Origin of the sequence: Pseudomonas sp. REB1044, from assembly GCF_038813925.1 — a bacterium.
Classification (GTDB): domain Bacteria; phylum Pseudomonadota; class Gammaproteobacteria; order Pseudomonadales; family Pseudomonadaceae; genus Aquipseudomonas; species Aquipseudomonas boreofloridensis.
In genome coordinates, this window is record NZ_CP046139.1 from 2,426,384 (window position 1) to 2,452,458 (window position 26,075).

The window sequence follows — 26,075 nt, forward strand, 5'->3', positions numbered from 1 at the left end:
CGGTCGTCTAGTCAGGGGCACGCCCATGCACACCTCTGAGCGGCTCAAAGGCCTCGACGTGTTTGTCGCGGTGGCCGAGTGCGCCAGCTTCACTGCGGCGGCAGAGCGCTTGAACCTCACCGCCTCGGCGGTCAGCAAGAGCGTGGCGCGCTTGGAGGCACGGTTGGGCGTGCGGTTGTTCGAGCGGACCACCCGCACCCTGGCACTGACTGAGGCCGGGGTGACCTTCCAGCGCACCTGCACCCGCGTGTTGGCCGAGCTGGAGGACGTGGAGTCGGCGTTGCTCAACGACAGCGAAACGCCGCAGGGCAGGGTACGCATCGACTTGCCGGCGTCTTTCGGACGCCTGCACGTGCTGCCGCTGATCCTGGATTTTCTGCACCTGTTTCCCAAGGTCGATCCGCATGTGTCCTTCACCGACCGTTTCGTCGATCCGGTGGCCGAAGGCATCGACATCGTGGTGCGTATCGGTGGTCCCGATGCCTGGCCAGCCAGCCTAGGGCACCAGTTCCTCGGTGCGCAGCGGCTGGTGTTCTGCGCCGCACCCCGGTATCTGCAACGCCATGGCGAGCCCCGCGACCAGGCCCAATTGCACGGCCATGCCTGCGTGGTCTATGGCCAGCGTGATGGCGGTGTCGGGCCCTGGTACCTCAAGGGCCGCGAGGCCGGGGACATCGAACGACGCAGCATGCCTTCGCGCATCGCCGTCGGCGATGGCGAAGGCGAGGTGGCGGCCGTGCTGGCGGGGCTCGGCATCGCCCAGCTGCCCACCTGGCTGACCCAACGGCACATGGAGCAAGGCAGCGTGGTGGAGGTGTTGCCTGAACTGTCCACCGATGGCTTGCCGATCAACCTGGTCTGGTTGAAAAGCCGGGAAAACCTGCCCAAGGTCCGCGCCCTGCTCGACTACCTGGCGCCGCGCCTGTGCGCCCACGGCAGACGGCCTGCGCCGCCTGACACGGCACAATGAGCGCTGCCGGTCAGGGCGCGAGCCGCCGAACCACCGCCAACAGCACCAAGGCCAGCAGCGCGACGCAGGCGGCCACGTAGCCCAGGTAGTCGGTGCCCAGGTGCGTCAGGGTCAGCCCGCCGATGATTGCGCCCAGGCCGATGCCGGCATTGGCCGCCGACACGTTGCTGGTGCCCGCCAGGGCCTTGGCCTGCGACACGCAGGCCATCACCCGCACCTGACAGATGGGGTACAGCGCGGTATTGGCGATGCCCCACAGCCCCAGCACGGCGCACAGCAGCACGGTGGAGTGGGCGACGGGAACCAACGCTGCCATACCCAGCGCCAGCAGGATCAGGAACAGCCGTGTGGCATTGAGCGGCGAGCGATCGACGAGCTTGCCGCCGATCCAGTTGCCGATCAGGCCGACCGCACCGAAGCCCATCAACCACCAGCCGACCTGCGCGGGCGGCACGCCAGCCACGCGCTCCAGTAGGTCGGCCAGGTAGGTGTAGCCGATGAACATCGCCGTGAAGACCACCACCGACAGCAGCACATTGCCCACGAAATAGGCGTCCTTGAAGATCGTCGCCTGCTGGCGCAGGTCCAGTTTCCCGGTGCGGGCGACCTGGGGCATCAGGCACCACAGGGCCACGGCCATCAGCAACGACAGCCCGGCCAGCACCCAGAACGCCCCGCGCCAGCCGATCAGCGTCGAGGCGACCGTGCCCAGCGGGATGCCCAGCAGCATGGCCGCCGAGATGCCCAGGTAGACCCTGGCAACCGCGCGCCCGGCGTGCTGTTTTCCGGCCAGATGCCCGGCGGTTTCGCTCGCCGTGCCCCAGAACACCGGCAGCGCCATGGCCGGCACGATGCGGGCGATGGCCAGCACGGTGAAGTTCTGCGCCACGGCGGCCAAAGCGTTGGTCGCCGCGAACAGGCACAGGATCGCGATGAACAGGCGCTTGCGGTCGAGGTGGGAGAGCGCGGCGGTCAGGGGCGGACCGAGCAGCATGACGGTGAAGGCGAACAGGGTGACCAGTTGCCCGGCGGCTGAAACCGACAGATCCAGATCGCGCGCGATCTGCGGCAGCAAGCCGACGATGAGGAATTCAGTGGTGACAATCAGAAAAGCCGAGAAGGCCAGGATCGCGATGCTGATTCCGGTCTTCTGCGTGGAAGGCGCTGCCAGAGGGGGCGTTTGGTAGATGGACATGATCGGGCTCGATGTAAAGGCCGATCAGTCTATTCGTTAATTCATTTCCCTTTTCTGGCATTAATTCCCGAAACCAATGAACTGAATTCACTAATTGGTCCTCGTTACAGCGTCAGTGCCAGCAGTGCCGCCAGCAGTGCGGGCGGCATGACTACCATGCCCAGGCGCAGGAACTGCCAGGCGCCGACCTGTTCGCCTTCACGGCGAATGGCGACCAGCCACAGCAGGGTGGCCAGCGAGCCGGTGATCGACAGGTTCGGCCCCAGGTCCACGCCAATCAGCAGTGCAGCGGTGGTCTGCACCGGCAATTCGGCCAGGTGCCCCATGGAGCCGGCGATCAGCCCGGTGGGCAGGTTGTTCATCAGGTTGCTGGCGATTGCCACGCCAATGCCGGCGGCCCAGCTTGCCTGGGTCGGTGCGTCGTGGGCCAGCGCCGCCAAGGACTGGGCCAACTGACGGATCACGCCGGTCTGGGCCACGGCTTCGACCAGCACGAACAAGCCCGCCACCAGAGGCAGGACGCCCCAGGCCACCTGCCGCAGCACTGGCATCGGGCTGCGCCGCTGGCTCAGGTGGATCAGGGCGGTGGTCGCCACCCCGGCACAGAACGTCGGCAGGCCCAGCGGTGTATCCAGGGCCGAAGCCAACAACAGCAGCGCGCCCGTCAGCACGATGCCGAGCGCACACAGGCGCGCGCCCCGCGGCAGCGGTTGCGGGTCGATGCTCAGCGCCAGTGGCTGGCTGATCTGCTGGCGCTGGGTCAGGCGCAGGGCCAGGTAGGTCAGCACGATGGCCGCCAATGACGGCAGGCTGAACTGACGCAACCAGTCCAGCAGCGGCGGCATCTGGCTGCCGAACACCACCAGGTTGGCCGGATTGGAGATCGGCAGCACGAAACTGGCGGCGTTGGCGATGAACGCGCAGATGAACAGGTAGGGCAGGGGATTGGCTTTCGCTGCCTTGCACGCTGCATACACGGCAGGGGTGAGCACTACGGCGGTGGCGTCGTTGGACAGGAACACGGTGACCAGGGTGCCGACCAGGAACACCAGGTCGAACAGGCGCTGGCCGGAGCCGCGCGCGTGCACCACGGCATAGCGCGCCAACCAGTCGAACAGCCCTTCCTGGCGCGCCAGTTCGGCCAACACCATCATGCCGATGAGGAACAGATAGACGTCGCCACCTTCGGCTACGGCGTGCAGCGCGGCGGGTAGCGGAATCAGCCCCAGCACGGCCAGCAGCAGCGCCCCGCCCAGTGCCCAGACGTATTCGGGGATGCGCCATGGGCGCAGGATGACGCCGCCGGTGGCCAGCGCGGCCACCGTCCAGATGATCAAGGTGCTTGTAGAAAAACTCATCGGTCGTTCAGGTTCCAGCGGGGGTCGGCATGACCGTCGGCGTATCGCTCGAACGGGGGTGGGTTTCCGGCAGGGCCACCAGCACCAGCACGAAGGCCACGGCGGCGATTCCGGCCAGGGTCAGAAAGGCCGCATCATAGCCTGAGGACTGCACCACCAGGCCAGCGATGCCGGGGCTCAACGCTGCGCCCAGGCCAAAGATCGCGGTCAAGGCGCCGAGGCTGACGTTGAAGCGGCCGGTGCCCTCGGTCAGGTCCTTGACGATGATCGGGAACAGCGCGCCGAAAATCCCGGCGCCAATGCCGTCGAGCAATTGCACCCCGACCAGCCAGAACGGATTGTCCGAGACCACGTACAGCGCACCGCGCAGCGGCAGAATCAGGAAGCCCACTAGCAGAAATGGCTTGCGTCCCCAGTGCTCGGCCTTGGCGCCCACCAGCAGCGCCATCGGCACCATCACCAGTTGTGCGGCGACGATGCAGGCCGAGGTCAAGGGCGTGGCCAGGCGCAGGTCCACCTGCGACAGCTTCTGGCTCACCAGCGGCAGCATGGCTGCGTTGGCCAGGTGGAACAACGCGCAGCACACGGCGAACAGCAGCAGGGTACGGTTGTGCAAGAGCAGCTTGAAGCCGGCGGGCGCAGCGTCCCCGGCTGGCCCGTGACCCAGCCCCCGCGCCACCTGGTGATCGATCGCCGCTGCCGGAATGCGGCTCACGGCGATGATACTGGCCACCGTCATCACGGCCATCAGGTAGAACACCACCACCGGCCCGTACAGATAGGCCAGCCCCCCCGCCAGCAGGGCCGAGAAGGCGTTGCCAGCATGGTTGAACGATTCGTTGCGCCCCATGCGCCGGGTGAATGCCTTGGGCCCGGTGATGCCCAGAGAAATGGCGGCGATGGCCGGTGCGAACACCGAGCCGGCCAGGGCGCTGATGGTCTGGGTCAGGGCCACCAGGCTGAACGAGGCCATCAGCGGCAGCAGCAGGCAACTGCCGGTCACCAGCAGGGCCGCGATCACCACCACCGCCCGTTTGGCCGGGGTGCGGTCGATCAGCGCTCCGGCTGGGGTCTGCGCCACCAGCGCGGCGATCCCGGCCAGGCTCATCACCAGGCCGATGCTCGCCGGCTGCCATTGGTGCACGGCCAGCAGGTAAATCGCCAGGTAGGGGCCCAGGCCGTCACGGACATCGGCGAGGAAGAAGTTCAGCCAGTCCAGGCCGCGTTGGTGCGAAGCGAGAGGGGTGTAGTTGTCCAAGATGGCATCTCAATGAGGCCCAAGAGCAGGACACGGGTCGCGCGAGCGGCGGCGCCGTGAGTCGGTGCAAACGAAGTAAACCCAGGTGGTCGATGAGTGGGGTGGCCGTCGGCTCCTGATCAGGCAGTCTCTGAGCACAATGACTGTGGCGTCAGGCGATAGGTTCCAGGCCCGCTCACCACTCGATCGGCTGCCCGTCCCAGGCCAGGAACGCACCGTTGTGCGCAGGGCCGTGACGGGCGACCAGCTCCAGCAGGCGCTCGGCCGTGAAGGCCGGTTCGAACAGTCGCTCTGCCGGCACATTGGCTTGGAAGGGCTGGGACAGGTCGGTGTCGGTGGTGCCGGGGTGCAGCATCAGTACCGTCGACAGCGGATTCAGTCGCCGCAACTCGATGCTTGCGGTGCGCAGCAGTTGATTCAGCGCCGCCTTGCTGGCCCGGTAGCTGTACCAACCGCCGAGGTGATTGTCGCCGATGGAGCCGACCCGCGCCGAGAGTGCGGCAAAGGTGGCCGGATGCTGGCGCAGTAGTGGCGCGAGGTGCTTGAGCAATAGGATCGGCGCGAAGCTGTTGCTGAGAAACGTCGCCTGCAGGCTGGCCAGGTCCAACTGCGCCAGTGACTTTTCGGGCCGGGCCGGCGCCTCATGCAGTACGCCCAGGGTGCACAGCACCAGGTGCAGATGGCTGCACTGCTGGCGCAGGGCGCTGGCCAGGTCGGCCAGTGCCGACTCGTCACGGGCATCGCAGTCCAGCAGCACCAGGTGTCCGGGGTGTTGTTGCGCCAGCGTCTGAAGCGCCTGGCTGGCGGAGGCTCGACGCGATACCGCGAATACCCGTTCGACATCGCTGCGTGCCAGCAGGCGTTGGCACAGCGCCAGACCGATGCCGCGACTGGCGCCGCAGACCAGCACCTGACCTGGACCTGGCAGCTCTGCAATCAATGCCATCTTCGACTCCTGTCGATCTCATGAGATTTTGGGAATTAATCGGGCTGAGCTTGTACAAATAATCAAGCGTGTACAAGTTTGCACGCTGATCATCCTAAACCGATAGGCGTGCGAGGTCCCATGAACATTCAGCAACTGAACGAGATGGCCGCGGCCGGCCGCATCAACGAACTGGAAGTGCTGTCCTTGGAAGGCGGCTTCTACGTGCTGCGTGCGTTCACCGGCGACGGCCCGCTGTCGCTGCACGACGAACACGGCGAGGTGATGCGCCTGCGCTCTACCACCGAAGTACGCCAGGTGCTGGCCGATACCCCGACGCTGCCGTGCTGGCTGGTGCAACACGTGGTTCACGACGAAATGTGCGGCTTGCGCGACGGCCCGCTGGCGCCGCTGCGGGTGCCGCTGTCGATGGATCGTCCATGGTGATGGCAAATGGCTGACAGCTTGGCGGAACGATGTCGCACGTAAGCGGGTCCACTTTGGGTAACATTTTGTAACTCGACGCGCCAGGGCCTGTATCCCTGCCGCGCGTTATCCAACGCCTGCACGCTGCAATTCGTTTTCGTGCCCCTGCTTGGAGCAGGCCGGCACGGCGATGCTGAGTGCTTGGTCACAGGTGGAAACCGATGTTGTCAGCCAAACAATCTTCACGCCGCAAGTTCCTGCTGTCGTCCTTGATCGCCTTGCCGGCGCTGGGCGTCACCGTCAAGGGCCTGAGTGCGGCGCTGGCCGCCGAGATGATCGCGCCGAGCCTTGAAAGTTATTCCCCGACCTTTTTCAGCCGCAGTGAGTGGACCTTTCTGCTGGCCGCCTGCGACCGCCTGATCCCCGCCGACGGCCGTGGTCCCGGTGCATTGGAAACCAATGTACCGATCTTCATCGACCAGCAACTGGCAGCGGGCCTGGGCAGCGAGGTCTACCTGCAAGGCCCCTTCGAGCCCCAGGCACCGGCGACGTTGGGCTATCAGTTGCCCTACACCCTGCAGGAGATTTTCCACAAAGGCATTTCTGCCGTGGAGCACGCCTCGCTGATGAACTATGGCCATCCCTTCGCGCTGTTGGCCCTGGGCGCACAGGAGCAGACGTTGCATCGCCTACAGGCGGGCGAGATCGACTTCGCCGAGCACGGCGAGCCGTTGATGAGCAGCACGTTGTTCTTCAACGAGCTGCTCAACCTGACCCGCCAGGGCTGGCTGGCCGACCCGATCTATGGCGGCAACAAGGGCATGAAGGCTTGGGTCGCCATCGGTTTCCCAGGCGCGCGGGCCAGCTATCTGGAGTGGGTGGCGCAGCACGAAGTGGTCTACCCGCTCGGGCCGGTGAGCCTGACGGGAGAGCGGGCATGAGCTGGGTTTCCGACGTTTTCGCAAGCAAGGGGTGTGCATGGCAACGCTAACCAATGACGAAGTCGACGTGGCTGTGGTCGGCCTGGGCTGGACCGGCTCGCTGATGAGCATCGAACTGGCCCAGGCCGGCCTCAAGGTCCGCGCCTTCGAGCGTGGCGAGGACCGCCGCAATGCCGATTTCAGCTATCCCAAGCCGGCCGATCAGTATGCCTATGGGGTGCGCAACAAGATCATGCTCGCACCCAAGGATGGCGCGCTGACGGTGCGCCACAACCTGCAAGGCACCGCGTTGCCCACCCGCCAGTGGGGCGCTTTCGTGCCGGGCACTGGGGTCGGCGGCTCTGGTCTGCACTGGACTGGCGTGCTGATTCGACCCACGCCCACCGACCTCAAGCTCAAGACCTACGCCGATCAAGCCTACGCTCCAGGTGTGCTGCCCGCCGACATTCAGATCCAGGATTACCCCTTCACCTGGGAAGAGATCGAGCCGTTCCTCGACCGTTTCGACAAGATCTGTGGCCTGTCGGGCAACACCGGCAACCTCGGCGGGCAGATCATGGTCGGCGGCGACCCGTTCGAGGGACCGCGCTCCAGTCCTTTTCCACTGCCGGCGCTCGAGGACACGCTGAACAACACGATGTTCGCCCAAGCGGCGCGCACGCTGGGTTACCACCCATTCCCCAACCCGTCGGCCAATGTGTCGCGGGCCTGGAAGAACCCCTACGGCAATCAGATCGCGCCATGCAATTACTGCGGGTTCTGCAGCAAGTACCCGTGCCTGAACTACTCCAAGGCCTCGCCGCAGACCGCCGTGCTCGATGCACTCAAGCGCATGGACAATTTCGATTACCGGGTCAACGCCAATGTGCTGCGGGTCGAACTGCACCCTGATGGCAAGACGGCCCGTGGCATCACTTACATCGACGGCCAAGGCAATGAAGTGTTCCAGCCTGCGCGGATCGTGGTGTTGGCCGCGTTCCAGTTCGTCAATGTGCGGCTGATGCTGCTGTCGGGTATCGGCAAGCCCTATGATCCAATCAGCGGCGAAGGCGTGATAGGCCGTAACTACGCGTACCTCAGCGTCGGCGACACCACCTTGTTCTTCAAAGGCCGGCGCTTCAACCCCTTCGCCACCGCCGGGGCCACCGGGCAGATGTTCAACGACATCTCTCCGGGCAACTTCGACGGGCCGGGCCTGGGCATCATCGGCGGCGCCAAGATCCACAGTTCCCAAGCCACCGGTGCGCCGATCGGCACCGCGCTGCCGGCCGGCACGCCGCAGTGGGGGCAGGCCTGGAAGGAAGGTATGCAGGACTGGTACGGGCACTCGATGAAGGTCAGCATTTCCACCGGCTGTATGTCCTACCGAGGCCACTACGTCGACCTCGACCCGACCTACAAAGACCCTTGGGGTCAGCCGCTGCTGCGTATCACCTTCGACTGGAAGCCCAACGAGCTGAAGTTGCAGCAGTACCTGCGCGGCATCGTGCGCGACATCACCCGCGAATTGGGACCGGACAGCTACAGCGAGAACTTCCTCGGCATGGATGACCACTGGGACATCACCAAGTACGTCTCCACCCACAACGTCGGCGGTGCGGTGATGGGCGACTCGCCACGCACCAGCGCGCTGAACCGCTATCTGCAGAGTTGGGACGTGCACAACGTGTTCGTGCCTGGCGGCAATGCCTTCCCGCAGAACTTCCAGGCCAATCCGACGGCGCTGATCGGGGCGTTGACGCTGTTTTCGGCCCAGGCCATCAAGGATCAGTACTTGAAGAATCCCGGCCCGTTGGTGCAGGCATGAGGGGGGCAGCGATGAAACACCGCGAGCGCTCGTGGCTGCTCAAGTTGCTGGTGCTGGTCCTGGTGGCGGCATGCCTGGCCTGGCTGCTGGCCGTCTGGCTGAACCGTGTGGGCGATGCCCAGGCGCAGATGAACGTGGCCGTCACGCCTGAGCTGATCGAGCGGGGCGCCTACCTGGCCAGGGTCGGCGACTGCGTGGCCTGCCACACGGCCCGCGAGGGCGGCAAAGCGTTCGCTGGAGGGCTGGGTATCGCGTCGCCGATCGGTACGCTGTACTCGACCAACATCACGCCAGACAAGCGTACCGGGATCGGTGACTGGACCTACGGTGAGTTCGAGCGCGCGTTGCGTCGCGGTGTCGGTCACGACGGCAGTGCGCTGTACCCGGCCATGCCGTATCCGTCTTACGCCAGGATCACCGATGCCGACACGCAGGCGCTCTACGCCTACTTCATGCAAGGCGTGCCAGCGGTGGAGCAGGCCAACAAGGCCAACGCTGTGCCCTGGCCGCTGTCGATCCGTTGGCCTCTGGCCTATTGGCGTGCACTGTTCGCACCCGCGCCGACGCCTGAAACGCCGGCTAGCGAACCGCGCGACATCGCCCGCGGTGCTTACCTGGTGCAGGGACTGGGCCACTGTGGTTCCTGCCACACACCGCGTGCGTTGACCCTTCAGGAAAAGGCCTTGGACGAACGCTCACCTGTGTACCTCTCCGGCACCCAGCTCAACGGCTGGAATGTGCCAGCGTTGCGCGGCCTGCCGCACTGGAGCACGCAGGAGCTGGTCGACTACCTGGGCACCGGGCGCAATGCCAAGGCCGCGGTGGCCGGCGAAATGACCGACGTCATCTTGCACAGCACCTCGCACATGAGCGACACCGACCTGCAGGCCATGGCAGCGTACCTCAAGTCGCTGGCGCCGACTGACACTGCATCTGGGCAGGACAATGAGGCGCGCAGTGCACAGACGGCGGCCAAGCTCACGGCGGCCAAGGATCTGACCCTGGGCGAGCGCCTTTACCTGGACAACTGCAACGCCTGCCACTTCGTCTCCGGCCGAGGTGCCGAGCAGGTGTTCCCGCGTCTGGACGGCGCCACCGTGGTGAATGCCCAAAGCCCGCAGGCGCTGATCCAGGTCATTCTTCAAGGCGCCAGCACCCCTTCGACCGCCCGAGCGCCTTCGGTGCTGCCGATGCCAGGCTTCGCCGAGCGACTCGACGACCAGGAGGTGGCGGAGTTGGCGTCGTTCCTGCGTCAGGGCTGGTCCAACCATGCGGCGGCGGTCAGCGCTGATGAGGTGCGTGAAATCCGCCAGGCCATCAGCGCGAAGCCATGATGCAGTAGGGCTGGGCAGCCCCGGCAATCGTTGCCTGCGGGGCTGCCAGCGCGACTTCAGGCGTGGTGGCCGCTGCTGTTGACGATACGCAGGCACAAGGCTTCGAACGGATCGAGGTTGATCAGCAGCTTGCCGTCATCATCCAGGTCGCCTTCGACGGTTTCGTTGATCATGTCCACCACCGGGCCGGGTTGGAAACCGGTCAGTTGCAAGGTTTCGCTGATGGGCTCGGCGCCGAAGTTCAACGCGCTGATCTGGGTGCCACGGCCCGCCGGCAACTCATGGACCATCACCAGCAAGCCGGGGCTGCTGACCTCGGGCACCAACACCTGGCGGCTGGCCGCGATGCCGTAGGCCTGACGCACGGCCAGCAGCTTCTTGACCTGACTGGCGAACGAATCCGGGCGCTGCAACTGCTCATCCAGGCTGCCATACAGACTGCGGGCGCGTGGCATGCCGCGCACTGAGGCCTGTGCGTCTGGATTCAGCCCCGCCAGGTCGTAGCCGCCCCGGTGAATCCAGCGCGTGTCGCCATCGCTCATGCGTTCGGCCACCGCTTCGGCGGGCAAGGGCAGGGCGCCGACCATGTCCCAGCCGGACACTGCCACCACCCCCGGCTGCATGGCGTTGTACATCACCAGCAACAGGTGCACCCGCTGGATTCGTTCGATATCGGCCGCGCCGATCTGCTCCAGGTCGCGAATCCCCAGTGCTGCGGTAATCAGGCTGACGGTGGTGCAGGAAATGCCGTTGGTGACGAAGCGCAGGTTGTAGGGCGCATGCTCGCCGGAGGCGCGTTCGTAGATCTCTTCGCGAATGTGCTCGCGCAACACGCTGCCAGGCAGGGTCTGGCCCTTGTAGAGGTACATGTCATGGGCGTGCAGGGTCCAGAAATGCACCAGTTCGGCGGTCAGTTCGTCGTGGTTCTGCAAGGCGTGGATCAAGGAGGCCGGGTCGATGCCGAACGCGTGCATCTCCTTGAGCATCAGGCGCAGGAATTCGGTGTCGCCGGTGAGCAGCGCGTGCTGGTAGGCCGGGCGAGTGACGAAGTCATAAGACAAGTCGGCGCCGCCCTTGGACATCTGCGCGATGTCGTCCAGGGTCAGGTTCAGCTCCTGGAAGCTGAAGCCGCCGGCCTTGCGGATCATGCCGCCGATCAGTTGGTTGCCGGTCAGCGACAGCGGATGGCTTTCGGACCAGGCAGTGCCTTCAGCGCGAATCTCCACGCCGAGGAAGCCATTGGCATCCAGGCGCAGGCCGCGTGCGCCGAGGCAATCGAGCGCGTGCAGGGCGTCGCCGATGATCATCTGCTGGGCCGCGAAGGTGGGGTCCAGCCAGTTCAACGACGGCTGGCCTTCCTTGAAATAGTGCAGATAAACCCAGCGTCGGGTCTTGCCATCCACCCCGACGATCGGCGGCGTGGCGCTCCAGTCGGTCTCCTTGACGCCGGGTTCGAAGAAGATCACCCGTTGCAACTGACCGACGATGTAATGGCGCTGCTTGAGTTCATCGCAAACGGCCGGCAGCAGGTTGACCGCGTCACGGCCCGGCGGCACGTCGGGCAGCAGCGACCAGTCTTCTTCGCGGATCTCGACCATGTGGTAGAGACCGGGATAGCTGCCATGCCCCAGCTCGGCCAGGCGGAAGTCCGCGCCTTTGCCAGTGTGCGAGGGAATGAGGTCGTCGATGGTCACCGCATTATGCGCGGCGGCCAGTCGGCTCATCTGCACCAGTTCCTGCTCGGTGCCGTACAACGGGTCGATATCGAAGCTGATGCGGTCGAAGTTGCCGTCGATGCTGGGGGTGGTCTGCCGACCGCTGATGCCGCCTGACTGCTTGATCGGGCCGGTGTGGATGCCCTGGATGCCGATTTCGGACAGGCGCTTCCACAGGGCTTCGTGGCCCAGGGCGGACAGCACGCTGCTATCCTCCGGGGCAATGATGGCGTCGGGGTAGACCGTCAGCCACACCGAAGCGATTTCGCTGGCGCGGCGCGGCTGGGCTTCGGCGTAGGGGTTCTGCCACAGCCGCGATTGGCCGGCATAGAGGCGTGCGCGCTGCTGGGAGGCTTGCAGCATCGAGCGCTCTTCCAGCCACTGGATGTAGGCATCATCGGGTCGGGTCATGCAAGGTTCCTCGGCGGCGTCCATGGGCAGTTTTTATGACGGCCCAGGACGCCAATCGTTCGTTCCGACCGCGTGTGCCGATCCAGTCGGACGCTAGCGTTTGGGCTCGTGGATCGGGCAACCGTTATGACGAGCGCGGAACGCCGACGACATTTCATAAGAGGGCTTGCGCACGCGCATCACGCCGCCCAGTGGGCGGTGTGCGGCCAAGCCGTGCCATGGGCTGAACGCCATCCCGTCGTCGATCGTCCTGACCTTGTCTTCGGACCAGGTGAACTGCGGTTTCACCTCGACGCGCGCGACCGTCACGTAGGGGCTGAGGTCTTCCGGCCACTCTACCGAGGCGTCTTCGATCGGCATCTTTTCCAGGTCGGTGGCCAATTGCACCCGCAGCTCCCACTCCCCGCCTTGTTGCTCGAAGTAGCGGGTCACGGCCGAGCGCAGACCGTTGGGATCACCGTCGAAGTCCAGGTGTTGGTCGGTCAGTGCCGTAAGCGCCGGGGAAACCGGCACCAGTGCCAGCTTGGCGTAGTGGTCGCCATACAGCAGCGGCGCCACAGTGGTGAAAGTTTCGCCAAGGATATGGGTCTGCGGATGGCCGCCCAGGCTCTTGAGCGTGCCGCTCTCGCCGCCCAGCGCCTCGATCACCGCCTCGGTGCCGCGCAGTACGGCCGACATCACTTCTTTGGTGCGCGGCATCTTGTCGGTGGTCTTGGCCAGCAGTTTCAAGGTCTTGAGGAACTGCTTGGGCGTGGCGGCGGTGAAGGCCTTGGCGTTCTGCATGACGAAGTCCTGCGTGCTGTCGCCTTCGCTGCCCGGCAGGCGCGGACCCTCCACACCGACCAGCTTGATCGCCAGGCCGCGTGGGGTAGAGACCTTGTCGTCGAGAATGTCGCCCGGATTGGTGGACAGGCGCAGGTACACCGGCAGCGTGCCGGGCTTGGCGAAGGCGCCCTGGGCCAGGTGCGGCGGCAGGTTGTCGAGCACGGTCAGGGTGCCTTGCAGCAGGCCGTGGCCCTTGGCGTGGACGCTGCGGTCGGCGTGGCCGCGGTCCTCGAAGGTCTTCTGCATGATCGACCTCAAAGTGTCGGCCAGTTCCTGGCTGGTCTGCGCCTCGTCGTCGGGGATCTGCTCGAAGCTGGGCTCGAAGCGCAGCGGTGTAGAGGAGGCGGGGGCTTGGTCGGTCATCGAGATTCTCCAGGTCAGGACAGAGGGCATCACGGGCCCTTGGCGCTCTTTTTCGGTGCCTGAAGAGGGGACTGCGGCGGGGTTGCACAGGTTCGCATTGCAGGCATTTCGCCACGACCAACGGCGATGACCAGCAACTCTGCCATTCAATAGTCACAAAGTTGTCACACAGCTGCTGCACAGTGTCCCGGCCATCACACGGAGCGCTTTTCCATGATACGCCTGATGAAATCTGCTGCACTCGCCGTTGCGGTCTCGCTCAGCGCCACTTCGACCTTCGCTGCAGAGAACGTCCGCCTGACAGGTTCCGGCGCCAGCTTCCCGGCCCCGATCTACCTGACCTGGTTCAAGGATTTCAGCAAGAAGACCGACGGCGTCACCGTCGACTACCAGTCAAAAGGTAGCGGTGCCGGTGTCCAGGACTTCCTGAACAAGACCGTCGATTTCGCCGCCAGCGACTCGGCCATGAAAGACGAAGAAATTGCCAAGGTGGCAGAAGGCGTGCAGTTGCTGCCGATGACCGCGGGTGAGATCGTCCTGGCCTACAACCTGCCGGGCAACCCCAAGGGCTTGAAGCTGCCGCGCGAGGTCTACTCGGACATCTTCCTGGGCAAGATCACCCAGTGGAACGATCCGAAGATCGCTGCCGCCAACCCTGAGCTGAAACTGCCGGCCACGCCGATCACCGTCGTCGTGCGCGCTGACTCCAGCGGTACCACCGCGGTGTTCACCAAGCACCTGTCGGCGATCAATCCAGACTTCAAGCAGACCCTGGGTGAGGGCAACACCGTCAACTGGCCGGCGACCGACAAGTTCATCAAGTCGCCGAAGAACGATGGCGTGACCGCCACCGTACGCCAGACCCCAGGTGCCATCGGCTACATCGAATACGGCTTCGCCAAGCTGGCCAAGGTCGACTTCGCCGCCCTGCAGAACAAGGCTGGCCAGTATGTAGTGCCGAACGCCGAAAGCGGTGCCGAGGCGCTGGCGGCGGTGAACATGCCGGAGAACCTGGTGGCCTGGCTGCCGGATCCGGATGGCGCCAAGTCCTATCCGATCACGTCCTACACCTGGATGATCTTCCGCAAGGACAACGGTAATCCGGCCAAGGCCAAGGCCATGCGTGAAATGGTCGAGTACAGCTTGACCGAAGGCCAGAAGATCGCCGACTCGATGGGTTACATCCCGCTGCCGGCGTCGGTGGTCGAGAAGGTTCGCAAGGCCGCCGAGAACATCAAGTAAGACTCGTCAGGTTGCGCGCGGCGTAGCGTGAGGCGCTCGTCGCGCGCCTTCTCCCTGTCCCGGAAATCATTCATGAACACACCCTTTGCCATTCCGGATAACCCCGATTCCGCTTGCCAGCCGCCTTCAGCGAAGGATTTCCTGGTCGACCGGACCTTCCGTGCCCTGGCCCGCATCGGCGTGGTGCTGGTGCTGGCGCTGGTCTTCGCGCTCATCTACGAGGTCGGGCGCAAGGCCCTGCCAGGTATGGAGAAGCATGGCTTCGACGTGCTTTTCGGCAGCGTCTGGGATGTTAACCAAGGCAAATACGGCATTCTGCCAGCGATCTGGGGCACGCTGTACAGCGCCTTGATCGCGTTGTTGATCGCCGGCTTCTTCGGCGTCAGCATGGCAATCTTCCTGACCCAGGACTTTCTTCCCCCGCGGCTGGCGGCGGTGTTTCGCACCATCGTCGAGCTGCTCGCGGCCATCCCCAGCGTGGTCTATGGCCTGTGGGGCATCTACGTGGTGATTCCGGCTATCCGGCCGCTGGCCGCCTGGCTGAACAGCGAACTGGGCTGGATTCCATTCTTCGGCTCGTCGCTCAGCGGTCCCGGCCTGCTGCCGGCGGCGCTGGTGCTGGCGATCATGATTCTGCCCACCGTGGCCGCGGTGTCCCAGGATGCCCTGACCAGCGTGCCGATGAAGACCAAGCAGGCCGCCTACGGCATGGGCACCACGCACTGGGAAGCCATTCTCAAGGTCATGGTGCCTTCGGCTGCCACCGGTATCTTCGGCTCGCTGGTGCTGGGCCTGGGCCGTGCCCTGGGCGAGACCATGGCGCTGGCCATGCTGGTGGGCAACGCCAACACCATCACCCTGTCGCTGTTCGCCCCGGCCAACACCCTGGCGGCGCTGCTGGCGCTGAACTTCCCGGAGGCCGGCCCGAACGAGGTGGAGGTGTTGATGTACGCCGCCCTGGTCCTGATGTTCATCACCTTGCTGGTGAACGTCGTCGGATCGCTGATCATGCTCTACGCCCAACGGGGACATAAATCATGACCAACCTCACCACCCCCGTGGCCGCAATGCCGAGCCTGCAGCGCCGTTTCGAAGGCCGCGCCCTGCGCAGCCTGAGCCTGACCACCCTGGTGTGGTGCGTGGCTTTGCTGGCCAGCGTGCCGCTGATTTCCGTGCTGTACATGCTGATCACCCGCGGCGGTGCGCGGCTGAGCCTGGAGGTGTTCACCGAGCTGCCGCCGACCGGCTTCGAGATGGGCGGCGGCTTCGGTAATGCCATGGCCGGTACCTTCGTCATGGTCGGTATCGCCGCGGCCATCGCCGTGCCCGTGGGCATCCTGGCGGCGATCTTCCTCGCCGAGCTTGGCCCGGACAGCAAGCTGGCCAACGCGTCGCGCTTCGCCGCGAAGATGCTCACCGGCCTGCCGTCGATCCTCGCCGGCGTGTTCGCCTATGCCTTGGTGGTGATGACCACCGGCACCTACTCGGCCCCGGCAGGCGGCATCGCCCTGGCCGTGCTGATGCTGCCGATCGTGGTGCTGACCGCCGAGGAAGCCATGAAAATGGTGCCCAAGATCATGAAAGACGCCGCCTACGGCATGGGCTGTACCCGCGCCCAGGTGATCTGGAAGATCGTCCTGCCCACCGGTATGCCGGCGATCTTGACCGGGGTCATGCTGGCTGTGGCACGCGCCGCCGGTGAAACCGCGCCGCTGCTGTTCACCGCCTTGTTCAGCAACTACTGGATCTACCACGACGGCAGCCTGGCGGTGATGAACCCCACCGCGTCGCTGGCGGTACTGATCTACAACTTTTCCGGCATGCCCTTCGACAACCAGCTGGAGCTCGCTTGGGCGGCCTCGCTGGTGCTGGTGATGATCGTGCTGGTCGTGAATATTCTCAGCCGTATTTTCGGCAAGCCAAAGTATTGAGTACGGGAGCCTATAACTTGAACGTATCGACTGCGCAACGTGCCGCACCGTTGGTCGACCAGGCACCAGTGGTGATGGACTGCAAGCTGGACAAGATCTTCTACGGCAACTTCATGGCCGTGCGTGACAGCCATGTGCCGATCGAGAAGAACAAGATCACCGGCTTCATCGGGCCCTCCGGCTGCGGCAAGAGCACCGTGCTGCGAAGCCTGAACCGCATGAACGACCTGGTGAAGGGGTTTCGCTTCGAAGGCCATGTGCACTTTCTCGGTCAGGATGTCTACGGCAAGGGTGTCGATCCGGTGGTGGTGCGTCGCTACATCGGCATGGTGTTTCAGCAGCCGAACCCGTTTTCGATGAGCATCTTCGACAACGTCGCCTTCGGCCTGCGCCTGAACCGCTACAAGGGCGACATCGGCGACCGCGTCAAGCACGCCCTGCAGGGCGCGGCGCTGTGGGACGAGGTCAAGGACAAGCTCAAGGTCAGTGGTCTGTCGTTGTCCGGTGGCCAGCAGCAGCGTCTGTGCATCGCCCGCGCCATTGCCACCGAGCCGGAAGTGCTGCTGCTCGACGAGCCGTGCTCGGCACTGGACCCGATCGCCACCCGGCGGGTCGAGGAACTGATGGTCGAGCTGAAGAAGGACTACACCATCGCCCTGGTCACCCACAACATGCAGCAGGCCATCCGTGTCGCTGACACCACGGCCTTCTTCTCGGTGGATATTTCCCAGGGCACGCGCACCGGCTATCTGGTGGAGATGGGACCGACCACCGAGATCTTCCAGAACCCGCGCGAGCAACTGACCAGTGACTACATCAGCGGCAAGTTCAGCTGACGGTCACTGGCCCAAGGCGGTCGAGGGGCGCAGGCCAGGGATGGCCTATGCGTCCCTCGACCGCATTTCCATTTTGTGTAACCAGAGATTGAATATGCCTGCGACACGTCGTCTAGACCTGTCAGCCGTGGAACGCGCCCTGCGGGAGGTGCAGGGCCGTTTTGCCGAGCTGAGCCGCCACTTCACCGAGCCGCGTGATCCGTTCACCGATGAGGTGCTGAACAATGTGCTTGAAGGCTACGCGCTGATTGACAATTATGTCGCCCGGGGCGTCGACCTGTTCGATTTGCAGCAGGTGAACCTGATGCTGGAGATCAACGCTACCGTGCTCTGTGGCACCGATCCGGCCGATCGCCGCGAGTTCGCCCAGCATCTGGCCGCCACTGAAGCGCATTTCTTCAACAATGTCGAAGGTGGCATCAAGGACTTGTACAACTGGTACTGCTCCTACCGCAGCGACTCGGTGTGGAAGCGGGCAGCAGGTGTCTACGTGCGTATTCTGAGCAAGCCGCAATTGTTCATCGAAGGCAACAACCGCACCGGGTCGCTGATCGTCAGCTACCTGTTGATGCGGGCCGGGTTGCCGCCGTTCGTGCTCACGCTGGACAACGCCGAGGGCTATTTCAACCCGTCCTCGGTCATCCGCAACTCTGCCAAGCATGGTGTGAAAGCCTTGTACGAATTGCCCAAGATCAAGAAGAAGTACGCGGCCTTCCTCGAGGCGCAGGCCCCCGACGCCGATGTCTTCTTCATGCACGGCGCCTCGCCGCGACTGTCCGGGGAGGGGCGCTGATGGCCCGTCATTCCAGGTTCGATCAATGGCGCAGCGGCAGCCGCAAGGCGTGCCAGGGCGTGGCCCGGCTGTTCAGACGCCCGCGCGTGCGCATCTCGTTCGATATCGACGACACGCTCGCCTGCCTGCCCGAGCACAGCCCGACCGAACACAGCAAGCTGCCCGACTGCGTGCACCGCTGGCTCGGCGAGCCGTTGCGACGCGGCACCCGTGAGCTGATGCGCGATCTGCGCCGCCAGGGGTACAGCATCTGGATCTACACCTCGTCCGGGCGCAGCCCGGCCTATATCCGCCGTTGGCTGCTGCTGTACGGCATCCGTGTCGATGGCGTGGTCAACAGTGACCGGCACCAGCAGGTGTTGGCTGCCAAGGGCGTGGAAAAAGGCCCCTCGAAGCTGCCCTCGGCGTTCGACATCGACCTGCATGTGGACGATTCCGAAGGCGTTGGCATCGAAGGCGACGACCATGGCTTCCGCGTCGTGGTGGTCTGTCCCAAGGACGGCGACTGGACCCACAAGGTCATGGCTGCCGCCGCTGCCGTCCAGGCTCAGTTGGCCTGGCAGCAGCCGCTCAGGCACCGCGTGCCCGCGCAGGCGCTGCTGTCCTGACCCGGTGATCGCTGCCGCCCGGTCAGCCTCTGGCTGATCGGGCGCAGTTGAGCGCGGCCAAGGCAATCGCCAGCGCCGCAGCCCCATACGCCCAGATCGCTGGCACCTTCGGCAGCAGCAGACCGGCAAGCATCGGCCCCAGGCCAGCACCGATATCGCGCCACACCGCGTTGCCCGCCAGGGCCTGGATGCGCTCATGGGGGTTGCGCAAGGCCACCAAGGTCATCACCAGCGGTAGCTGCAGGGCGCGCAGCAGCAGTACGAAGAACGCCCCGATGAATAGCCATTGGCTGGCGAACACCAGCAGCGCCAGCGCCGTGGCCAGTGACAGCAGCACCAGCATGCGCAGCGGCCCGAATCGATCGGCCAGGCGCCCGCCCAGCGGGCTGAACAGCATCTCGCTCAGGTACCGCACCGCCATCAGCACGCCAGCCAGCAGCACGCCGGACTCGCCGACGTGCACCTGCGCATAGAGCGACAGGCCGAAGATGAACAGGCCGTCCAGCGCCACCCCCTCGATGAATGACCAGGTCGCGATGCTGTCCGGCAGGCGCAGCCGTCGGCCGCTGCGCGCTGGAATCGAATGCCCTTCGCCAGGCAGTGCCCGCGCGCGCCACAGGCCGAGGAGGGCGCTGATGCAGAGCACGAAGAACACGCTGCGCGGTCCCCAGGCCTGGGCCATGACCGCGCCCAGGGGCAGGGCCAGCATCGGCCCGATGGACAGCGTGGCCCTGGAGCGCCCGGCGCGGCGGGCTGCACCCTGCGCCTGGGCTGTGGCCAAGGTCTGGGTGCTGAGGTTGAAGGTGGCGAAGCACAAGCCCCAAACCAACCGCAGTACTAGCAGCGCGGCGAACCCCGACAGCGTGGCGTTGCCCAGCGCGCAAGCGGCTGCGGCCCCTGCGGCCAGGCTGCACGCCGCGCGATCCCCGTGGCGGGCATAGAAGCGCACCACCCAGCCGTAGCCGACGATACGCACCAGGCGATTGGCGGCCAGCAGCACACCGGCCTGGGCCAGGGTGACGCCGAAATCCTCGGCGTACATCGGCAGCAGCAGGTACAGCAGTACGTCACTGGGCAGGCACAGCCCCAGCACCTGGGCAGCGTTGCGCGAATCCCGGTCGGCGCGCAGGGTGGACGGCGGAGCAGTGGCGGACATGACAGGCTCGTGACAGGGAGAAGACCAGCAGAATAACGTCATCACACCGGCAACGACACCGCCTTGCTCAGATCACGATGTAATCGCTGCGTTGCACGACACCACGGTGTGTGCCCTGGACCAAGTGCAGATAGCGTCCGCCAACCAGGTCGATCGGCAGGCAGTCATCCACTTCCAATACCGCATCCGTGTGCGGCTTGGCCCAGCCGCTGCCCATGCGCTGCTTGCCGATGGCCTTGGCCTGGACCTTGTCCAAGGCCGCCACCAGCAGATACCGGTGGGCTTCGCCGAATACCCCGCGTTCGTAGCCACCCAGGTTGATGAAGAACAGGCGCATGGCGTCGGCAGCGGGCGCTGCATGACTCAGCTCGATGCGATAGTCATCGATACCGTCAACTTCCAGCCAAGAGTCGATATGCAGGCCCTTGGCACTCCCAAACCAGGCCTCGCGTAGCTGCGGGTAGGCGTCGGTGAGGGACGGCGCATGGGCGAAGACCACATCGTGGACTTCGATACGGGCACGGGGATGACGTCCACCGAGCATCACGACATAGAGCATGAGTCGTCCTTTTGAGGCGTGCCGTTTGGTCGATCCAGCAGTCTCCCGACGCTTGCCTGCAACTGATGGACGGTGAAGGGCTTGGCCAGACGCAACACCTGGCCTTGGCGGTACTCGATCTCTGTCGTTGCGTCGATGAAGCCGGAAATGAACAGCACTCGGGCCTGCGGGTGTATCGCCTGGGCACGGTCGGCCACTGCATCGCCCTTGATACCACCGGGCAGGATCAGGTCGGTGACGATCAGTTCCAGCTCCGTGAGTTCGTCGATGCAGGTCAGCGCCTGCTCGGCTGTGGCCGCCTCGGTGACCTGCAAGCCCATGTCCCGCAGCACTTCGCCGACCAGTTCGCGAATCGCGGCCTCATCGTCCAGGACCAAGGCCATGCCCCGTGACCGATGTTCCGGGTGCATCACCTGAGGTGAGTCCTGCGCAGCGTCGGTGGCCGTTGCGCCTTGGTACACCGGCAGGAACAGGCTGACCACTGTACCCTGGCCCAGCGCCGACTCGATCCGCGCAGCACCGCCGGCCTGGCGCACGAAATCCCTGACCAGCGACAAGCCCAGGCCGGTGCCCGAACCCAAGGGTTTGGTGGTGAAGAAGGGTTCGAACGCCCGTTCGGCCACGCTGGGGGGCATGCCGCCGCCGCTGTCGCTGACGCGGATGAGCACGTGCTCACCGGCGCGCAACTCGGCATCGGCCTGTTCGCTGTTCACTGTGATCACGCCCACCTCGACCTGCAGACGGCCGCCCTGGGGCATGGCGTCGCGGGCGTTCAGGCACAGGTTCATAACCGCGCTTTCCAACTGATGGACATCGCAATAGCAAAGGACGGTCGTGGAGGCGGACAGCACCTGGAAGTCGATCTGTGGCGTCAGGGTTCTGCTGATCAGGTCTTTCATGTCGTCGATGAGCAGCGCTGGATCGACTGCTTCGCTGGCTGGCGGCTGGCGTCTGGCATAGGCCAGCAGGCGCTGGGTGAGCGAGCTGGCGCGCCGTGTGGCGGTCCTGGACAGGGTGACGTAACGCGGCAGCTCAGCGTGGCGACCCTGGGCCAGACGTTTTTCGATCATGTCCTGGGTGCTGGTGATGACCGTGAGCAAGTTGTTGAAATCGTGGGCCAGGCCGCCGGTGAGCTGGCCCAGCGCCTGCATCTTCTGACTCTGCTGCAACTGCGAGCTGACCTGCTCGAACGCCTGCTGACGCTCACGGTATTGGGTGACGTCTCGGGCAATGGCGAAGTAGCGGCCAGCGCGTCCGGTGATACGCCAGTTCAGCAGCAGCGGCTGGCCATCGCTGCGCACGCTCTGGGTGTCCAGTTCGGCGATGCTGCGTTCGCTCAAGCTGCGCAGGGCATCGGCGATCTGCGAGGGCGCGATCAGGCTGTAGAACGCGCCGTCGCGCAGTTGCTGGTCGGACCAGCCGGTGTGGACCTCCCAGGCAGGATTCATCGCCAGCACCGCGCCGTTCTCGGACAAGGTGCAGATCAGGTCGGGCGACACATTCCAGACACCATCGCGCTCATCCTTGCGTCGCTGAGCTTCGGCCGCCAGCCGGTGGTTGGCCTGACCCAGTGCCCTCAGGTTGCGACGAAACAGCGCACACACCACCGCCATGGCGAAGGTGACCAGGCCGAAACTGGCGCTGTTGGCCCACGAGCCCCAGTCTGCCTCGAAGCCAATCGGGCCGATGAAGAAGTATTGCGCCGCCAACACCGCCAGTGTGCAGCCGAGCGCCGACGGCCCGATGCCGAACCAGAAGCCGATCAGCATCAGGCCAGGGATGAAGAACAGGTAGGGCAGCGCCGTCGCCGGCATCTGCGAGCGCGCGAAGCTGCACAGGGCCACGACGGCCAGTGCGCCCAGATAACGCATCAGAACACTGAGCTGTGCGCCGTTCCAGCGCTTGATGACACGGGCGGTCCATCCGATGAATCGGGTCAAATAACACTCCGGCTTACAGATGTTCAATCAATCGGCCCGGCGGCCGACAACCTCGGTATAGGGCGAAAATAGCTTGGCCCGGCGGACAAATAGGCTATTCGTGGCCCTCCGTCCAATAGTTTTTTTCACTGTGACTGCGTATGAACTCCGTTATGTTGCACCGCTGTTGTTTGTCTAAGCTGGCTATATGCCGCTATGCAACACCGTTTCTTGTTTATCCTGATATCTGGAGGTCCCATGGGAATTTCGGCAATTGCACAGGATGAACGCCTGCGGTTGGTCGAAGTGGACCGCCTGACGTCATCCATTCCAAACGGCTCAGACCCTGTGCTCAACAGCGTAGTGTCCATGCTCTGCAGCTACTTCGGTGTGCCCATCGCACTGGTCAGCATCATCGACCGCGACTACCAGGTGTTCAAAGCCCGCATGGGCATGGATGCCGAGCGTACACCACGGGAGTTGTCGTTCTGCGCCCATGGGCTGCTGCTCGACGCGGTGCTGGAAGTCTGCGACACCACTCAGGACGATCGCTTCGCCGATAACGCGCTGGTGACCGGCGATCCTCACATCCGTTACTACGCCGGCGCGTCCCTGGTGGTGAGCCCAGGGCTCAGCCTTGGCCGCCTGTGCATCATCGACCAGCAGGCGCGACCGACGTTGAGTGCGCGTGATCGCGCATTGCTGGTCAATGCCGCTGACATCGTGGTCGCTCGCCTGAAGTCCATCCACAAACAGCATTTCTTCGATCCGATGACCGGCTTGCCCAACCGCAAGCGTTTCGAAGCCGACTTGAACGAGGTGCACGCCTTCAAGAGCCAGACGGCCGTGTTCATCGAGCCGATTTCCGCCTCGGCGATGGACGGCTTGGTCAAGGCGCTGGGCGTGGAGTTCTTCGTGCAGTTCATGCTGGCGGTCAAAGAGGCGCTGTTCGAAGCGCTGCCGAGCGGCGCGCGCCTGTATCGGACCGGCACCCTGAGTTTTCTCACCGTATTGGAACGCTCCGATCCCGCGAGCCTGCAAGGGCAGCTCGACAGCATCGTCGCCGCGCTGGCCCGCCCGCTGCATTGTGGCAGGGTGCCGGTCTTCGCCGACGTCGGGATCAGTTTCCTGCAGTTGGGCATCGAAACCGACGCCTCCATCGACAACCTTCGGCTGCTGGCCAGCATGACCGACACGGCGCGCCGCAGTGAGCGACGCTGGCTGGGCTACGACCCGCTGATCGATGCCAGCTTGCGCCGCAGCACGGTGTTGCTCAATGCCTTGGAGGGTGCGCTGATCGCACCGGATCAACTGCACTTGGTCTATCAACCGCGCATCGACCTGTCGGTCAATCGCTGCGTGGCTGTCGAAGCCCTGCTGCGCTGGACCCATCCGGCGCTCGGTTCGATCAGCCCTGCGGAGTTCATCCCCCTGGCGGAAACCACCGCGTCGATCCGCGGAATCACCCGCTGGGTGGTTCGCCATGCGTGCGAACAGCTCGCCGCGTGGCGCGCCGACGGTCTGGACATGGTGGTTTCGCTGAACATTTCCGCGCTCGATCTGGCCGACGGCCACCTGTTCGACGACCTCACCCGAGCTCTGCGCGAGTATGACGTCAACCCTCGCCACCTGGAGCTGGAATTCACCGAGAGTGCGCTGGTCACCGACTTCGACATGGTCCAGGAACAATTGCAGCGCTTCCGCACGCTGGGCGTGGCCATCGGCATCGACGACTTCGGCAGTGGCTACAGCAACTGGGTGTACCTGAGGAAGATTCCGGCCACCAGCGTCAAGCTCGACCGCTCGCTGCTGGCCAACCTGCAGCCGGGCAGTAACGAATGGCACATCATCCGCAACCTCGTCAGCCTGCTGCGCGACTTGCGCCTGACGGTGGTGGCCGAAGGCATCGAAACCGATCTGCATCACCATCTGCTGCGCGGATGGGGTTGCGATCAGGGGCAGGGCTATTACTACGCCAAGCCGATGTCGCCGGCGGACCTTGCAGTTTGGCTGCAAAAAGGCGGCGTGTTTCCAGCCACCTTGAACTAGCGTGTCGTGTACACCCGATGACTTCCAGCGCTGAGGGTTGACGATCCTTGGCCCTACTCAGCCCCTGCCAACTCAAGGGAAGTGACATGTTCAACGCCAACCTCAAGAAAGAGATCCACCGACTCCAACAGGAATTGGAGCAACTGCGCAGCGCTGAACGCAGCCGAAGCGATCAGATGCTGGAAATCACCGTGGATCGCGACATGCAGATCACGGCGGTCAATGACAATTTCGCGCGGTTGGTTGGGGTGGAGACGTCGCGGCTGGTCGGCAAGTCCCTCGGCACCCTTGCACCCAGCTATGTGAAAGAGCTGCAGTGCTACAAGAACTTTATGTTGGCGGTGCGCAACGGTCGTGGGGTCAGCGATGATTACCGCTACATCGCGGCTGACGGCAAGATGGTGTGGATGCGCGCGGCCTGGTGTCCGACCAAAGCGGCAGATGGCACCGTGACTCACATGTCGGCCTACGGTATCGATGTCACCTCGGCGATCAACAAAGCGCGCGAGGACAATGAGTTCATCAGCGCGCTGTCGCGCTCTACTGCGGTGATCGAGTTCGATCTGGATGGCACCATCCTCAACGCCAACCAGAATTTTCTCGACACCGTCAGATACCCGTTGGCCGAAATCGTCGGCAAACACCACCGCCTCTTCTGCGACGCAGCCTATGCCAACTCGCAGGAGTACCAGCAGCTGTGGCGCCAGCTCAACGAAGGGCATTTCGTCGCGGACCGCTTCAGGCGTCTGGACAAGTCCGGTCGCGAGCTGTGGCTGGAAGCCTCCTACAATCCTGTTCGTGACACGCGTGGCCAGTTGTACAAGATCGTCAAGTTCGCCACCGATATCACCGAGCAGGTTCATCGCGAAACGGAGGTCAGTTCGGCGGCCGGAGTGGCTTACGAAGTGTCCCGCAAAACGGATGAATCGGCGCGGCGCGGCGCCGAGGCGGTGACCGACACGGTGCAGACCATGAACCGGATCGTTACCCAGGTCAGCAGCGCTTCGGCCGGTGTCGAAGCCCTGGGCCATCAGTCGCAGTTGATCACCTCCATCGTCTCGACCATCGGTGGAATCGCCCAACAGACCAACTTGCTGGCGCTCAATGCGGCCATCGAGGCTGCGCGGGCTGGCGATCAGGGGCGCGGTTTCGCCGTGGTGGCCGATGAGGTGAGAAAGCTGGCAGGACGCACCAGTGTCGCCACCGAGGAAATCGTCGAGGTGGTGCAGAAGAACAATGCCTTGGTGGAAGAAGCGGTGCTGAGCATGGGCGAGAGCAGGAAGCAGGCCGAGATCGGCTTGTCCTTGGCCAGCCAGGCCGGCAAGGTGATTTCCGAGATCCAGGACGGTGCGCAAGAGGTGGTCACGGCAGTCGGGCGCTTCGCTACGCATATGGCTGCTGAGACTGACGTCAGGCAATAATGGGCGCTTGTCTCGACTTCACGAAAAGGAAAT

The 26,075-nt window shown here is 64.4% G+C and carries 22 protein-coding genes; 13 read left to right on the top strand and 9 right to left on the bottom strand.

Going from position 1 to position 26,075, the window contains the following annotated elements:
- Window positions 1-25 precede the first annotated feature (25 nt).
- A complete protein-coding gene (locus GKC70_RS11015; RefSeq protein ID WP_295481799.1) occupies window positions 26-970 on the top strand; it encodes a LysR family transcriptional regulator in 945 nt (314 codons plus the stop codon).
- A 10-nt stretch (window positions 971-980) separates the two neighbouring features.
- Here the strand turns inward: GKC70_RS11015 and GKC70_RS11020 are convergent, their stop codons facing one another.
- From GKC70_RS11020 to GKC70_RS11035, 4 genes are all read right to left on the bottom strand, one after another.
- Entirely contained in the window at window positions 981-2,165 is a 1,185-nt protein-coding gene (locus GKC70_RS11020) for an MFS transporter (RefSeq protein ID WP_342651332.1), read from the bottom strand.
- A 104-nt stretch (window positions 2,166-2,269) separates the two neighbouring features.
- Complete coding sequence (locus GKC70_RS11025) at window positions 2,270-3,523, bottom strand: arsenic transporter (RefSeq protein ID WP_342651333.1); 1,254 nt, start codon at window positions 3,521-3,523, stop codon at window positions 2,270-2,272.
- A gap of 7 nt (window positions 3,524-3,530) precedes the next feature.
- Window positions 3,531-4,781 carry an MFS transporter gene (locus GKC70_RS11030; protein ID WP_342651334.1) on the bottom strand — a complete coding sequence of 417 codons (1,251 nt, stop codon included), beginning with the start codon at window positions 4,779-4,781 and terminating at the stop codon, window positions 3,531-3,533.
- A 175-nt stretch (window positions 4,782-4,956) separates the two neighbouring features.
- Window positions 4,957-5,727, bottom strand: a complete 771-nt coding sequence (locus GKC70_RS11035) for an SDR family NAD(P)-dependent oxidoreductase (RefSeq protein WP_342651335.1) — start codon at window positions 5,725-5,727, stop codon at window positions 4,957-4,959.
- Window positions 5,728-5,847: 120 nt separating this feature from the next.
- On the opposite strand from GKC70_RS11035, the gene GKC70_RS11040 reads away from it, so the two are divergent.
- From GKC70_RS11040 to GKC70_RS11055, 4 genes are all read left to right on the top strand, one after another.
- The gene (locus tag GKC70_RS11040; protein WP_029613572.1) at window positions 5,848-6,153 is read left to right on the top strand and encodes a DUF6482 family protein; all 306 of its coding nucleotides are present in this window, start codon (window positions 5,848-5,850) and stop codon (window positions 6,151-6,153) included.
- A gap of 200 nt (window positions 6,154-6,353) precedes the next feature.
- Window positions 6,354-7,073, top strand: coding sequence for a gluconate 2-dehydrogenase subunit 3 family protein (locus GKC70_RS11045; protein ID WP_342651336.1), 720 nt, complete (start codon window positions 6,354-6,356; stop codon window positions 7,071-7,073).
- Window positions 7,074-7,110: 37 nt separating this feature from the next.
- A complete protein-coding gene (locus GKC70_RS11050) occupies window positions 7,111-8,880 on the top strand; it encodes a GMC family oxidoreductase (RefSeq protein WP_342651337.1) in 1,770 nt (589 codons plus the stop codon).
- Between the two features lie 11 nt (window positions 8,881-8,891).
- The gene (locus GKC70_RS11055; protein ID WP_342651338.1) at window positions 8,892-10,214 is read left to right on the top strand and encodes a cytochrome c; all 1,323 of its coding nucleotides are present in this window, start codon (window positions 8,892-8,894) and stop codon (window positions 10,212-10,214) included.
- A gap of 56 nt (window positions 10,215-10,270) precedes the next feature.
- Here the strand turns inward: GKC70_RS11055 and treS are convergent, their stop codons facing one another.
- Both treS and GKC70_RS11065 read right to left on the bottom strand, forming a co-directional pair.
- Window positions 10,271-12,340 (bottom strand): maltose alpha-D-glucosyltransferase, encoded by a 2,070-nt coding sequence (gene treS / locus GKC70_RS11060; protein ID WP_342651339.1) that lies wholly within the window; start codon window positions 12,338-12,340, stop codon window positions 10,271-10,273.
- Window positions 12,341-12,433: 93 nt separating this feature from the next.
- Window positions 12,434-13,528, bottom strand: coding sequence for a catalase family protein (locus GKC70_RS11065; protein WP_342651340.1), 1,095 nt, complete (start codon window positions 13,526-13,528; stop codon window positions 12,434-12,436).
- Between the two features lie 213 nt (window positions 13,529-13,741).
- Here GKC70_RS11065 and pstS point away from each other — a divergent pair, with 213 nt between their 5' ends.
- From pstS to GKC70_RS11095, 6 genes are all read left to right on the top strand, one after another.
- Window positions 13,742-14,770 (top strand): phosphate ABC transporter substrate-binding protein PstS, encoded by a 1,029-nt coding sequence (pstS, locus tag GKC70_RS11070; protein WP_039578172.1) that lies wholly within the window; start codon window positions 13,742-13,744, stop codon window positions 14,768-14,770.
- 72 nt (window positions 14,771-14,842) lie between these two features.
- Window positions 14,843-15,811 (top strand): phosphate ABC transporter permease subunit PstC, encoded by a 969-nt coding sequence (gene pstC, locus GKC70_RS11075; protein WP_342651341.1) that lies wholly within the window; start codon window positions 14,843-14,845, stop codon window positions 15,809-15,811.
- Window positions 15,808-16,701, top strand: coding sequence for a phosphate ABC transporter permease PstA (pstA, locus tag GKC70_RS11080; RefSeq protein WP_039578166.1), 894 nt, complete (start codon window positions 15,808-15,810; stop codon window positions 16,699-16,701). The genes pstC and pstA overlap by 4 nt, the downstream gene beginning before the upstream one ends.
- A gap of 74 nt (window positions 16,702-16,775) precedes the next feature.
- Window positions 16,776-17,537, top strand: a complete 762-nt coding sequence (gene pstB, locus GKC70_RS11085; RefSeq protein WP_233630991.1) for a phosphate ABC transporter ATP-binding protein PstB — start codon at window positions 16,776-16,778, stop codon at window positions 17,535-17,537.
- Window positions 17,538-17,631: 94 nt separating this feature from the next.
- Entirely contained in the window at window positions 17,632-18,330 is a 699-nt protein-coding gene (locus tag GKC70_RS11090; RefSeq protein WP_342651342.1) for a hypothetical protein, read from the top strand.
- Window positions 18,330-18,938, top strand: coding sequence for an HAD family hydrolase (locus GKC70_RS11095; RefSeq protein WP_240326848.1), 609 nt, complete (start codon window positions 18,330-18,332; stop codon window positions 18,936-18,938). Before GKC70_RS11090 ends, GKC70_RS11095 begins: the two co-directional genes overlap by 1 nt.
- 22 nt (window positions 18,939-18,960) lie before the next feature.
- On the opposite strand, the gene GKC70_RS11100 is transcribed toward GKC70_RS11095, so the two are convergent.
- The 3 genes from GKC70_RS11100 to GKC70_RS11110 form a co-directional block, all read right to left on the bottom strand.
- On the bottom strand, window positions 18,961-20,094 hold the full coding sequence (locus tag GKC70_RS11100) for an MFS transporter (RefSeq protein WP_342651343.1): 1,134 nt from the start codon (window positions 20,092-20,094) through the stop codon (window positions 18,961-18,963).
- A gap of 67 nt (window positions 20,095-20,161) precedes the next feature.
- Window positions 20,162-20,653 carry a DUF1543 domain-containing protein gene (locus GKC70_RS11105; RefSeq protein ID WP_342651344.1) on the bottom strand — a complete coding sequence of 164 codons (492 nt, stop codon included), beginning with the start codon at window positions 20,651-20,653 and terminating at the stop codon, window positions 20,162-20,164.
- Window positions 20,638-22,593 (bottom strand): ATP-binding protein, encoded by a 1,956-nt coding sequence (locus GKC70_RS11110; RefSeq protein ID WP_342651345.1) that lies wholly within the window; start codon window positions 22,591-22,593, stop codon window positions 20,638-20,640. The genes GKC70_RS11105 and GKC70_RS11110 overlap by 16 nt, the downstream gene beginning before the upstream one ends.
- 237 nt (window positions 22,594-22,830) lie before the next feature.
- On the opposite strand from GKC70_RS11110, the gene GKC70_RS11115 reads away from it, so the two are divergent.
- Entirely contained in the window at window positions 22,831-24,621 is a 1,791-nt protein-coding gene (locus tag GKC70_RS11115) for a GGDEF and EAL domain-containing protein (protein ID WP_342651346.1), read from the top strand.
- Between the two features lie 86 nt (window positions 24,622-24,707).
- Complete coding sequence (locus GKC70_RS11120) at window positions 24,708-26,042, top strand: PAS domain-containing methyl-accepting chemotaxis protein (RefSeq protein WP_342651347.1); 1,335 nt, start codon at window positions 24,708-24,710, stop codon at window positions 26,040-26,042.
- Window positions 26,043-26,075: the final 33 nt, after the last annotated feature.